Annotated in this window: 10 protein-coding genes; 4 read left to right on the forward strand and 6 right to left on the reverse strand. The window is 27.5% G+C overall.

What is annotated here, in order from left to right; translation table 11 throughout:
• Positions 1–307: 307 nt before the first annotated feature.
• Positions 308–1,747, reverse strand: a complete 1,440-nt coding sequence (locus HCG76_RS01310) for a DDE-type integrase/transposase/recombinase (RefSeq protein WP_221718998.1) — start codon at positions 1,745–1,747, stop codon at positions 308–310.
• A gap of 176 nt (positions 1,748–1,923) precedes the next feature.
• Between HCG76_RS01310 and HCG76_RS18900 the strand changes: the two genes are divergently transcribed.
• A complete protein-coding gene (locus tag HCG76_RS18900) occupies positions 1,924–2,031 on the forward strand; it encodes a flavodoxin domain-containing protein (protein WP_260458121.1) in 108 nt (35 codons plus the stop codon).
• Positions 2,032–2,063: 32 nt separating this feature from the next.
• Complete coding sequence (locus HCG76_RS01315) at positions 2,064–2,477, forward strand: flavodoxin domain-containing protein (RefSeq protein ID WP_311776370.1); 414 nt, start codon at positions 2,064–2,066, stop codon at positions 2,475–2,477.
• An 80-nt stretch (positions 2,478–2,557) separates the two neighbouring features.
• Here HCG76_RS01315 and HCG76_RS01320 read toward each other — a convergent pair whose 3' ends face one another.
• On the reverse strand, positions 2,558–2,767 hold the full coding sequence (locus tag HCG76_RS01320) for a hypothetical protein (protein WP_221700585.1): 210 nt from the start codon (positions 2,765–2,767) through the stop codon (positions 2,558–2,560).
• Positions 2,768–2,899: 132 nt separating this feature from the next.
• Between HCG76_RS01320 and HCG76_RS01325 the strand changes: the two genes are divergently transcribed.
• Positions 2,900–4,186: an MFS transporter gene (locus HCG76_RS01325; protein WP_221700586.1), complete on the forward strand. Its 1,287-nt coding sequence runs from the start codon at positions 2,900–2,902 to the stop codon at positions 4,184–4,186.
• A gap of 149 nt (positions 4,187–4,335) precedes the next feature.
• Here the strand turns inward: HCG76_RS01325 and HCG76_RS01330 are convergent, their stop codons facing one another.
• Both HCG76_RS01330 and eutH read right to left on the reverse strand, forming a co-directional pair.
• On the reverse strand, positions 4,336–8,232 hold the full coding sequence (locus HCG76_RS01330) for a beta-N-acetylglucosaminidase domain-containing protein (RefSeq protein ID WP_221700587.1): 3,897 nt from the start codon (positions 8,230–8,232) through the stop codon (positions 4,336–4,338).
• A 349-nt stretch (positions 8,233–8,581) separates the two neighbouring features.
• Positions 8,582–9,670 (reverse strand): ethanolamine utilization protein EutH, encoded by a 1,089-nt coding sequence (eutH, locus tag HCG76_RS01335; RefSeq protein WP_221700588.1) that lies wholly within the window; start codon positions 9,668–9,670, stop codon positions 8,582–8,584.
• A gap of 120 nt (positions 9,671–9,790) precedes the next feature.
• On the opposite strand from eutH, the gene HCG76_RS01340 reads away from it, so the two are divergent.
• Positions 9,791–10,465, forward strand: a complete 675-nt coding sequence (locus tag HCG76_RS01340; RefSeq protein ID WP_221700589.1) for a serine hydrolase — start codon at positions 9,791–9,793, stop codon at positions 10,463–10,465.
• Positions 10,466–10,503: 38 nt separating this feature from the next.
• Here HCG76_RS01340 and HCG76_RS01345 read toward each other — a convergent pair whose 3' ends face one another.
• Both HCG76_RS01345 and HCG76_RS01350 read right to left on the reverse strand, forming a co-directional pair.
• On the reverse strand, positions 10,504–11,646 hold the full coding sequence (locus HCG76_RS01345; RefSeq protein WP_221700590.1) for an AI-2E family transporter: 1,143 nt from the start codon (positions 11,644–11,646) through the stop codon (positions 10,504–10,506).
• A gap of 271 nt (positions 11,647–11,917) precedes the next feature.
• Entirely contained in the window at positions 11,918–13,381 is a 1,464-nt protein-coding gene (locus HCG76_RS01350; RefSeq protein WP_221700591.1) for a protein adenylyltransferase SelO, read from the reverse strand.
• Between the last annotated feature and the right edge of the window lie 9 nt (positions 13,382–13,390).

The following is a 13,390-nucleotide window of genomic DNA, read 5'->3' on the forward strand; positions in this document are numbered from 1 at the left end:
CATTAATTTGTGGAAAAGATATTAAGGAAAATGAATTTGAAGAAATTATTAATACTGAAAGCACTAATTATTAGTGCTTTTTTCTTTTATTGTATAAATTTATGTTATAAAATATAATATATAAGATTATCATTTGAGGATAAAATGATAGTGTAAAGTTTCGTATGAAAAAATAGCCTATGGCTAATTTTTAATAAAAATTAAAAAATATCGTTGAAATATCAACTAAAATTTGAAAATTGAATATGACAAAAAGACCTTCGGTATCGGAGGCAAAAATTAAATCAATATTTAATTTTATAGTTTATCAAGAAGTTTTAGATTCTTGCATATGTAATATGGTTTGTTGACCGAGACTGATAAGGATTTGCCACTTTGCTGGCATGTTATCAGCGCTGTTTAAAGCATCCAATTCATTTAAAGGACGATGATAGTTATATGGGTGAGGTCTTAAAAAGTTATAATAAGCAACCCAAAGAGAGAATCCATAAAGAGCACCTTCATCACTTCCATAGCCACAAGTAACTCTATAGGAAGACTTGAAGGTACGATTTAGACGCTCTACTACTTGCTTAACCCAACGGAATTCTTCAGATACTGGATCTTCATTAGTAAGTCCAATAACTTGAGTTAGATTAAATTCTTTGTTTTCTTCTAATTCAAATTGTTGCTTCGCTAACGGGTAAGCGCTATAACCGTCGGCAACGAAGTTCAAAGCTTTTCCTGGAAATTCTTTAAACTTATCAAAAGTCATACGCATTGCTAATATACAAGGACCTGTAGCTCTTGTATCAGACACTTGATAACCTAGAATAGACTTTTTACAAGCATCCATTACAATCCAAACATAATGCTTAATTCCTTTAACTTTTATATAAGTTTCATCGGCAGAAAGTATTTTAGATGGTTTGTAATTAAATGTATCAACAAACGGTTTAATAACAGCAGCTGCTGTTAGAGCATAATTAGTAACAGTTCTATGTGATATTTTTATTCCATGAACTTCTTCTAAAACATGTGCAGTTTGCCTTGTAGACATTTTACAATTAACGTGATAAGTAAGGCATAATCCCATTATATGAGGATTGAACTTTTTAAAATTAAATCCTGTAGCATGTTTTGATATTGGATATAAATCCATCTTAAAGAAGTTAATATTGAATTCACGGTATATATAATGAAGCTTGTATTTATATTTATCGGCAGGATCAAGATCCTTAGGAAGCTTCTTAAGATTTCTTTGATAATATGAGCATTTAGAATTATTACATTTATGTATTTTAAAGTGCTTACGTTGTTTTTGCTCAGTAAGGGTAGCACCACAGTAAGGGCAAATAAAAACTATTGGTTTAGTTGCATAATTAGTTTCTTTAAAAGAAAGTTGACAAATCTTACACTTAAACTGACCTTTATTGCCATTATTATCGTAAATATATTCGTGAGGTGCACCACATTTAGGACATTTAATTTTTTTTGGAATAGACTTACCGTTCCGTCTTTGGACGGGTTTTACGGTTTTGTTATATTTGTGTTTGTAATAAGCTAAAAGTAATTTATAATCTACCTTTTCAAATTTAAGTATTGTAGGTAGCTTATCTACTTTGAATTTTTGATATTCAGGACTATTTGAATCATCAAATACCATTTGTTTAAGTGGAATGTATTGCACAATAAATAAAAGTAATTCACCGATAATGGTAATTAAATATTGATTATATGCTATTAAATAAGTTATAATTGAATCCATAATAACGACAACCTTTCGTGTTGATTTTGTGGTTTAGCGATTCAATTTTAACATGAAATTAGGGGGTCGTTGTTTTTTTATACAAAAAAACTTGCGAAACCTTGATATATAAAGAATTTAAAAGAAAAGTAGTGTAAAAAACTTTACACTAACTTATATTTTTAGGAGGGTACTTTATGGAAAAAGTTATTGTTGTGTATAAATCTAAGTATGGTTCAACTAAAAAATATGCTCAATGGTTAGCTGAAGAACTATCTTGTGATTTAGTTGAAAACAAAAAATAACTGCAGATAAGCTTTTAAATTATGATACTATCATTTATGGTGGTGGACTTTACGCTGGAGGAGTAAATGGAATTAATTTAGTTACAAATAATTTTGATAAACTTTCCAATAAAAAGTTAATATTATTTACATGTGGACTAGCTGATACTACTAATAAAGAAAATATAGATTCTATTAAAAATTCTATAAGCAAGATTCTTTCAAAAGAAATGCAAGATAAAATTAAAGTTTTCCATTTACGTGGTAGTATCGATTATAATAAGCTTAATTTTGTTCATAGAGCTATGATGAAAATGATGTATAATATGCTTTGTAAAAGGGATCCTGAAACCTTAAAAAATGATGATAAAGATTTAATTGCTACTTATGGTAGTATTATTGATTTTACTGATAAATCTACTATAAAACCTATAATTGAATATGTTAATAAAAGTCTAGTTAATTAATTATAAATTAAAGCTGTTAACTATATAAAAATAAATAGTTAACAGCTTTATTAATTTAAATAAATTTTTTCTCAAATATCTTATTGTTTTTCTTTAAACACTTTTTTAATCTCACCTATAAATTTAGACGTTGCAGTAGAAAAAATTTGATGTTTTTTCCATACCATTACAGTACCAGTTTCAACTTTTGGTGAAAGTGGCTTAAAGCAAAGATTGCTTTCCTCATTAATATTAATTAAATCATCTGCTGTTACATAGTCTTTACTAGCTAGAATATCATCTTTTCTCATTAATATACCTCAGAAAACAAAAGCTAAAAAATAATCTAACCTCAATATGACTATTTTTTCAACACATAAAACTTACTAATATAGCTTATCCTAAATATAAATGATATTTAAATTTCTTTAGAGGTATATACTATGAAAAAATTTACAACACTAAAAACTTATACTACATTTCCAAGAAATGTTCAAATAATGGTTCTAAGCGAATTAAGCTTGGCTTTAGCTTTTGGTATATATAGTTTTTTACAAATACTTTACTTAAATGATATAAATATTCCTTCAGATAAAATAGGAATCATTTTTTCTATAGGCTCCCTATTTTCAATGGTTGGCTTCTTCTTAGGACCATTTATTCATATAGTAGGCAGAAAGACTATCTTAGTATCTGGCTGCCTATTAAGTGCTTTAGGAGTAGGATCTTATGTCTTATTTACAAATTACATTTTACTATTACTTTCACAAATTTTAATTAATATAGGATTATGCTTTATTCAAGTTACAGAACTTCAATTATTATACTCTTATACAACTCCTGATAAAGAATGTTGTGCTTATAGTTATAAATCATCAGCTAATTTTATTGCATCTACTCTTGGAGGATTACTTGCAGGAAATATAAATAAAATTTATTTCTTTAAAAATATAGGCTATAGAAAGTTATTTTTTTTATCTGTAATATTAATACTTTTTGCATTCACTTTAAGATTATTTCTATTACCTAGAGATGAAAGAATTAAACCTGATAATGGAATGATTAAAAAGTCAATTGTTAATACTTTTTCATTATTAAAAACACATAAAAGCATGAGAATTTTTGCTATTTTTCTTTTTATAATTACTATAGGTGGAAGTGCTGTTTGGCCCTATAATAACTTAGTCTTAAAAAATCAATTTGGATTAAGTAATACATATATATCTATAATTAACTTTATTATAACTACATTAAACATGATTGGAATTTTAATTATGCCATCTATTATTGAGAAATTCGGCATGAAAAAATTTGAAATTCTATCTTTGCTATCCTTAGCTGCAAGTATGCTTTTATTAGGCTTTAGACTTTCAAAGATATTTTTTATTATTTTACTTATAATTAGAGGTGCCTCAGCTTGTCTTGTTGGTTCTTCTTTAGATAGTTCTATGATGAGTAATATTGAGCTTGATAACAGAGATGTTTTTGCTGGTGTAAAATTATTAGTTAATGGAATAGCCTCTGCAATAGGTAACTTTATTGGTGGGTTTATTATTGAAAATATTAATTTTAGAGGAATTTATATTTATGGATTCTGTGTATTAATTATAGTAATTTCTTTCTTCTATATTAAGGTATGTAAATTATTTGATCATTCTATTATTATTGAAAGATACCATAGAAATTGCAAATGTCGTCTTCGTCATAAATATATACAACGTAAAATTTAAAATATATCAGTAGAAAAAATCTACCCTGCATACTATCATTGTAAATATTGTTTTACTTTATCAGTTGGAATAATTTTCTACATAATAAAAGGCCTACCCAGAATAAATTTCTAGAGTAGGCCAAAATACATTAAATTAGAGTTAGCAAATTATTTTTTCTTCTTTTTGAAAGCAAATGCTCCACCAACTAAAGATGTAACACCTAAAACTAAAGCTGCTACCCCTGCTACATTTCCTGTTTGAGGAAGTTTGCCTGGCTTATTTTCTGGCTTGCTTTCTGGTTTGCTTTCTGGTTTGCTTTCTGGTTTTTGATCAGGTTTAACTTCAGGTTTTTCTCCTGGATTAACCTCTGGCTTTTCTTCTGGTTTAGTTTCTTCGCTATATTCAATATATGCCTTAATAGCATTTTCTAATTTTCTATTTATTTCAAATAAATCTTCTCTAGACACACCATCTATTAATGCATTTTCTACTTCAGAAGTAGCTTCTTTTAATGCATTTATAACATCTTCTGATTTACCTTCAGTTTTTGTTAATAATTCTTTTGCTTGTGCTAAATTAGCTTTTGCAAATTCCTTAATAGCTTCTAGTGTAAAGTTTTCTGTTACTATTTCATATATTTCTGGTCTTCCTGAACCATCTTGGAATTCTAATGTTATAGAAACAATCTCTTCAGGTTTTTCCATAGCAAATACATTATAACCTTTATCTAATGTACCAACTTCTATTCTTCTATCATCAGAAGTTCTTGCAATAACTTTAGCATTAGAAATTGTACTTTCATTTTGGAATATTTCAATGTTATTTATTAATGCACCATCAAATATATTATAAACTACTCTATCTCCACTCTTAACTTCAGTTCTTGGGATATAAGAAGTTTGAATATTTTCATCCATTAAGTTATCTAATCTATGACTATCACTTACTGGTTTAACAGTTGATTCAAAAACAACCTCAGCCTGTGGAGAATTCACAGAGAAATCTGACATTCTAACCCATGAATCTGTTCCAGCAGTTGCAGTAACTCTTACATATTGTGCATTAAAATCTAAATCAAACATTCTAAATTGGTCTGCTATATTTCCATTGTAAATTTCAGTCCAAGTCTCACCATCTAAAGAGTATTCAACTTTACCTTCTCTTATTCTATCTCCACCAAAGTTTTTATCTCCAATGAATTGAATATTTCTTACATTAGTAACTTTTCCAAGGTTTAAAGTGAAATAATCTCCTGTCTTTAAAGCCCCTGATGAAATAAAGCTTGAGTCTACATCTCCATCAACAATTGCATTTAAATCTTTGTAATTTCCACTACCATTTCTATTTGTTATAACTGATTCTTCACCTTTTCCTTCAATTACTAAGTCCATTGTAAAGCTCTTAGTAGTCTTTTCTTCAGTAGCAACAAATCTAACTTGTTTAACAACTTGTGGTTTTTCTAGAGATAAAGTAGTTTCTCCATCTACTTCTCCTAATACAAACCAATCCATTCCGTTAATTGTATATTCAACGTTTCCTTTAACTTTACTATTAACATTTATTGATGTTATATATTTATATTCTGGAAGCTCTAAACCTATATTGTCTCCAGTCTTTAAAGCAACTTTTTCTGTAGCAACTATTGAGTTAACTTCATTTCTTCCAACAACATTCTTATTATATTCAAAGCTACCTTTTATATTAGTTCTAATTCCACTTACAGTATTTTTATTTACCATAAATTCTCTAACGTATACTTGATTTTCTTGATCTTCTGTTGCTACATATTTAATATATCTAGCACTTTCATTTAAATCACCAACAAATAATTCTCTAAATTCATTATTTTCTAATACAGTTTTCCATTCAACTCCATCTACTGAAATTTGAACATTTCCTTTCATAATTGCAGTATCATGAGAAGTTCTTCCCATTAACATATAAATATTATTTAAGTTTTCAACTTTTCCTAAGTCTACAACTATTTCATCTCCAGCCTTAACATTATTAGAAGATCTATATGCTGTATCTAGCTTACCATCAAACATATTTGAAACTTCATATGGAGCTTTTCCATTGTACCATTCTTCAAACTTTAATGGTGAAATATTTTCAGATACACTTCCTGAATAGCTATAAGTTTTAACTTGATCTTTTAATACACTTTCAAAATATATAGAGTCAGTCTTTGAATTTGCTTGTTTAACAAAATCATCTAAAACATTATCTGATATAATTGCCTTTGATGCATTTAAAATATCTATTTGCGCTGAAAGTTGTGTTTTTAAATCCCACCATAACTTGTTATCACCATTTAACATTGCAATAACCATATCAGCTGCAGTCGTTGCTGCATCTGCATAATTAGTAAGCTTTTGTAATTGTGGTGCAACTTCATCTAACATAGCTTTATGCAATTTTCCTTGAGTATCTGCTACTGCTGATTTTATTACTCCAAAACTAGCTTTTAAAGTTTCTACTTCTGCTGCTGGAATTTGTCTATTATCAACCTTATTCCAGAAATTATCCATTACTGCTCTCATTTCTGGTGCATCTGCTCTACCAGTATCAAGTCTTGTACTATGGTCTGCAAATACCTTAAAGCTTTCTTTTAATTCTTCTCCAACTACATCTACAATTGCATTATCCCACGCCTTATTGTAATCATAAGCTTCTGTATTCCAAGCGTAATCAGCTCCTGTATGAATGCTTATTTTTGATGCTTCAGCAAATTCCATTGGATTTATTATGAATCCTCCAATTTTAGTAGCTAAATCATTGCCAAGATTATATATTGGTCCTAAAGCTAATTTATCAACTTTGTAGTCAGTAACTGGGTAGTTCCACCATAAAAGCATCTTTCTTCCGTAAAGATTATTTACTTTTTCAGCATCTTCTAAAGTTACACTTTCAGGAATAACATGTTCCCCTGTCCACATAACTTCAATGTCTTTATCTAAATTTTTAGAAAATCCTTCTGTATATGGTTTTACTTCTGAACCATTAAACATTGATGTTCCCCAATATTGCGTTGGAACTGTTATTAAAGGCTTAACTCCTTCTTTTGTTTTAACAAACTCTGCATTAAATCTATTCATTATTGCAGCTTGTCCAGCTCCATCATCAGTGAATATATCATCCCAAAGAATAGCGAAGCTTCTAACACCCATGTCATATAATGATTCACACTTATCAACAAGTGCTTGATAATCAGCTTCTGAGTTTATGTCTATATCTTTACCTGGAGAAATTGCAAATACAAAATCAACTTTATTTTCATTTGCTGTATTTATAAGCTCTTGCATTCTTGCCATCTCTTCTTGTGGATATGGGTCTCTCCATTGGTCTCTATGATATGGGTCATCCTTTGGAGCATATATATACATATTTAATTTATTTTCACCATAAAATTTAAATTGATCTAATCTATCTTGATGTGTCCATGGAGTTCCATAGAATCCTTCAACAACAGCTCTAACATGCTGAGTTGGGTAATCATTTATATAAACTTCTGGAACAACATTTCTATCACTTTCTTTTATTAATAATTGCTTTAAAGTTTTTACTCCATAATAAGTACCAACTTCATCTGTTCCTTCAATAGCAATTGTCATTTTTCCATCTTCATTTTGATTAGATGCAAGCACATATCCTTCTTTAACTTCTATTGACTCTGCACCTGATTTACTAATCCCTTCAAAGAAAGTATTCATTTCTTCGATATTATCATCATCTTCACCAATTATTATTGTAGTTGCATTTTCATCAAAATCATTATTAACTTCTATACCTAGGCCCTTTAATGCTTCTACTAATTCTCTTATAGCATCTTGATCTGCTTGTTCTTGCCCTACTATATTTACTTTTTCAGTAAGAATAAATCCTTCTCCTGAACCTTCAATATTATGTGGTGTAGGACTTACAGTAGGAATATTAACCTGTAATTTTACTAATTCTTTATTGTCATTAACAACCTCCGCAAAAGCAGCTGTTGGTAAAGTAGTAAATATAAATGATGTTGTAACTACTTTAGCTAAAATAGAATTTAATTTTGTTCTTTTCATTAGTATACCTCTTTCTTATTAGTGATTTTTAACATTTTTTTATATTTTGAATATAAAAAAAGCCATAGCAAAAAACTATGCAAAACTGCATATTTTTGCTATGGCTAATGCCCAAAACTTAACTTGGTTACATGCCTATTTAAATCTTAAAAACTAATCATATTATAGAAATGCTTATTTTTAAATACATTTTCTAATTTTTTTCATAAAATTTTATGACTAATTTTATTTAACTATATATTTATTATTACGTTAATTTTTACATAATAATCATCTTGTTCATTATATTATCATTCAGTATATTTTTTGTCAATATTAATATATTATTTTTTTAATATATTATTTCTATCTATATGTTTTGTTTTTCTTTACTATTTTTTGTAAAAATTAATGCTATTATAATTGCACATACCCCAGCAAATAATTTACTTAATATTACTGGAATTATCATTTTTGATTCAACTCCAGCTGTAAATCCCAAATGAGCTCCTAAGGTTGATGTAGCTGCAACTAACCATGCTACATTTATGATTTTCCCTTTATTGTTCATATCTTTTAACATCTTAAAAACTGGAATACTATTTGCTAATGAAAAAATTACACCTGCAACACTTGTAGAATCTAAACCTATCTTTCTGCCTAATTTTCTAAGGTGCTTGTCTAGTAAATTTATTATCAATGTTAACATAGGAAATGTTCCTAAAAGAACTATACCAATATTAACTACTACATTCATTCCTTCATTAATAGGTGCCATTCCCTTAATTAATACTACACCTGTTAAACTCTCAAAAGCAGCTGCCGCTAATCCTATTGTACTCATCCACATTATGAATTTTCCAAAATATAATACACCTCTTATCATTGTTCTTTGGAAGAATTTTAAACCTAAAATCAATATTAATGAAATTAATATAATAGGAATAATATTTATTAAAAGTACCTTTATATTTATTTTCATTACTAAACCACCAACAATTGATCCTAAAGGTATTGTTGACAACCCTATTAATAATCCTTTTGCAAAGAACTCCTTATCTTTTTCATCTATTAGTCCTAATGCAACTGGAATTGAAAATACTATAGTACAACCTAACATAGATGCGACTATTAGCCCTGAAAATAAAGCAATTTCTTTATTCTCTCCTAGTGATAAAGCTAATTGATATCCCCCCATATCATTTGCTAAAATTGAAGCAAACATTGCTGGATCTGCACCTAAAAACTTATAGAAAGGTATTATTATAGGGCCTAAAATATTAGATATAACTGGTGATAAACTAACTATACCAACCATACTAAGTGCTAAAGGTCCCATTGCATTAAGTCCCTCTTCAAATTTTTGCCCTAAACCAAATTTATTTTTTAGTAATCGATCTCCAGCACCAAGCAAGATACCAATTGCCATTAACCATATTATGAATTTGTCAAATGTCATATTATCTTTCGTCTCCCCATTTTTTATTTTTTATCCTTTCAAATTATATCATGTAATTCATATTTTATGTTCCATAATAATCATTATTTTAAATTTAATATAAAAAGCAATGTCAATTTATTGAAAATAATAAATAACGGATCAGAAGCTTCAAAACATGCAAACTTTAAAGATATTTTATCAATTGAACTATCAGCAATACTTTCAAATAAAGGCTTTAATTATTCACTTATATATGCCGAAATAAATAATCCTGATTATTTATTTTTAAGTAATTATTCAACTGATATTAAAAATACTCCTTCCCCTTCTGCTAGCATTATAAAAATTTACATAATGATAGCACTATACACTAAAATATCCCATGGACTTTTAGACTCAAACACTAAAATAACTTTACAAGATTCTATGAAAGTTGGTGTCTCTGGAATACTTTATTCTAAGGATAGTTATACTAAATATAGCATAGATGATTTAATATATCTTATGATTACTGAAGGTGATAATACAGCAACCAATATATTAATTGACCTAATTGGTAAAGATTATATAAATTTTAAAATAAAAAAACTTGGTTGCATTAACACAGCTTTAAATAGAAAGATGATGGATATAACCGCATTTAACTTAGGAATTGATAATTATACATGTGTATATGATTTATATATTGCATTTATGAAAATGCTTGATAATTCTTGTATAAATGAATTTTACGACAATAAGATGATAAATATTTTAAAAGATACTAAATCTACAATAAAAAAATTAGATACACTCACTAAATTTATTAAATGAGTATATCTAATTTAAATTAAAATATTAATTATTATTTTCTAAACAATATTTATATTTTTATAATTTAGCCTTTTATCTACAAATTCCTTAAATACTTTATATATTACTGAAAAAATAGGTATTCCTAATAGTATTCCTATAAGTCCAAATGTATTCCCACCAATAATCATAGCTAACATTACCCATATTGGTGGTAAACCTAGTGAGCTTCCAACAACCTTTGGATAAATTAAATTACCTTCTACTTGTTGAAGCACAATTATAAATATTACAAACCAAAGAGCCTTCATTGGGTCTATTATTAATATTATAAAAGCTGATGGTATAGTTCCTATAAACGCTCCAAATATAGGTATCAACGCTGTTACTGCTACTAAAACACTTATAAGTAATGCATATGGCATTTTTAATACAAGCATTCCTATAAAACATAAAACACCTATAATAATAGCTTCAATAAATTGTCCTCCAATATAGTTAGAAAAAGCCTCATTTGATATTTTTCCTAAGTACATTATCTTATCAGCAAATTTTCTTCCACTAAATGCATATAAAACCTTTTTCATACCTAGTTGTAATCTTTCTTTATTTAATAACATATAAATTGAAAAAATTACAGAAAGAATAAAATTAAATAATCCACTAGTAAATCCAACTGTAATATTTACTACTCCTGATAACGATGAAACTACTATTTGTCCAGTAAATTGAAGAATTTCTCTCCATGCAGATAAAAAGTTATTCCATAAAGTATTTAATATCTCTGTATCACTAACATACTGACTTATTAATTCTTCAAATGATTTCATATATGCTGGTATAGCATCAGTTAATGTAGATATACTATCAATAAGTTGTGGAATTATAAACCTTATTAATCCAAAAATAATCATAAATACAAATATAAAAGTTAAAGCTACTGATAATGGTCTTTTAAATCTAGAATACTTCTGATATTTTTTATTATCTAAGAAAGTAAATACCCTTTCTTCAAAAATTCTCATAACTAAATTTAACATAAAAGCTATGGCTATTCCCACTATAAATGGTAAAAGTACCCCTATTATATTTTCAACCCCTGAGATAATATTTTTAAAATTAAAAATTACATAAGCTAAAATTATTATATATGTAACAATTCCCCAATATTCTTTAAACTTTTGTCCTAAAAAATCCTTCAAATTTTAATTCTCCTTTATTACTTTATCATATTTTTCTACAATCTCATTTTACTAATTTACTTAATAGTTTTATTTATTTTTATTATAATAAATTAATCTTTCAATTACATATAAGTATATCTCAATTAACATAATTTACATATATTATATACTATAATATCTTAATTATAAACTATTTATATAATAATAAAGCTACTAAGAATATTTCTTACTCCTAGTAACTTTAATTTTCTAAACTTTAATTAAATATTTTAAATTATAATTTTTAAAACTATGTACCACAATATGTTTTATAAGGGCAACTTGATACTTCTGGTATCTTAGAAAATTCTTCACTTATATTTGAATAATCATAAGGATTCTTAAGTACTTCTAAAAGCCTATTAATAATACTATAGTCATTGTTGTTAACTGCTGCTTTTATTCCTTTCTCTACTATATAATTTCTTGGAATTACTGTTGGATTATTTGATTCCATAAGACCTTTTATTTTTTCTCTAGATACATTTTGTTTTGTTATTCTTTTTTGCCATAAATTATACCATTCCTTAAATTCATCACTATTAAAAACTTTCATTTCATCTAATTTATCTAATGTTAAATTTAAAAATGTATTTGTATAATCTGCTTTAAAATTATTCATAATAGTTAGAAGTGATAAAACTAACTTTTCATCACCCTCTTCTTTATCAAATAATCCTAACTTTGCTCTCATTCCATCAAAATAATATTCATTATATAGAACACTATAACTTGCTAATGCATCTTCAGCTATTTTAATTGCCTTATCTACATCATCATCTAGTAATGGCAATAAACTTTCTGCAAATCTAGTTAAATTCCACACGCCAATTTTAGGTTGATTCCCATAAGAATATCTTCCATTAACATCAATAGAACTAAATACAGTATTTATATCATAAGTATCCATAAATGCACATGGTCCATAATCTATAGTTTCTCCGCTAATTGTCATATTATCAGTATTCATAACACCATGAATAAACCCTACTAATTGCCACTTTGAAATAAGTTTTGCTTGATTTTTTATAACCTCTTTAAGAAGATATAAGTATGGATTTTCTTCATATTTATCTTTTTTAAAGTGCCTATTTAATGTATAATCTGCTAATTCCCTAAGTTCTTCAACACTACCAAAATTTCTTGCAAACTGAAATGTTCCAACACGTATATGACTTTTTGCTATACGATCTAATACAGCTCCTTCTAAAATTTCCTCTCTTATTATATCTTCACCTGTAGAAATAACCGCCAAGCTACGAGTAGTTGGAATTTTAAGTCCATACATTCCTTCACTTATAATATATTCTCTAAGCATTGGACCTAAAGCTGCTTTTCCATCGCCACCTCTTGAATACCTAGTTCTTCCTGCCCCTTTAATTTGTATATCAAACTTTTGTCCATCTTTTGATATAAACTCACCTAAAAGTATTGCTCTGCCATCACCAAGCATTGTAAAATGCCCAAATTGATGTCCTGCATAAGCTTGCGCTATAGGAGTTATACCTTCTAAAATATTATTTCCCACAAGAAATTCAATACCTTTATTACTTTCTAAAAACTCTAAATCTAATCCTAAAATTTCTGCTAATTCTTTATTAAACTTTATTACTGTAGGATTTTCTATTTTACTTGGAAGTTCTCTTGAATAAAATATGTTAGATAAATTACAATATGTATTTTCTAAATTAAAATTTATATTATTCTCTTTCATTATCTCTCC

The sequence above is a fragment of the Clostridium sp. K13 genome (assembly GCF_019734195.1).
Classification (GTDB): Bacteria; Bacillota; Clostridia; order Clostridiales; family Clostridiaceae; genus Clostridium.

Bases quoted from the DNA above. Each gene is read 5' to 3' on its own strand.
- HCG76_RS01330 (WP_221700587.1), bottom strand. From the start codon at position 8,232: ATGAAAAGAACAAAATTAAATTCTATTTTAGCTAAAGTAGTTACAACA.
- HCG76_RS01350 (WP_221700591.1), bottom strand. From the start codon at position 13,381: ATGAAAGAGAATAATATAAATTTTAATTTAGAAAATACATATTGTAAT.
- eutH (WP_221700588.1), bottom strand. From the start codon at position 9,670: ATGACATTTGACAAATTCATAATATGGTTAATGGCAATTGGTATCTTG.
- HCG76_RS18900 (WP_260458121.1), top strand. From the start codon at position 1,924: ATGGAAAAAGTTATTGTTGTGTATAAATCTAAGTATGGTTCAACTAAA.
- HCG76_RS01320 (WP_221700585.1), bottom strand. From the start codon at position 2,767: ATGAGAAAAGATGATATTCTAGCTAGTAAAGACTATGTAACAGCAGAT.
- HCG76_RS01325 (WP_221700586.1), top strand. From the start codon at position 2,900: ATGAAAAAATTTACAACACTAAAAACTTATACTACATTTCCAAGAAAT.
- HCG76_RS01310 (WP_221718998.1), bottom strand. From the start codon at position 1,747: ATGGATTCAATTATAACTTATTTAATAGCATATAATCAATATTTAATT.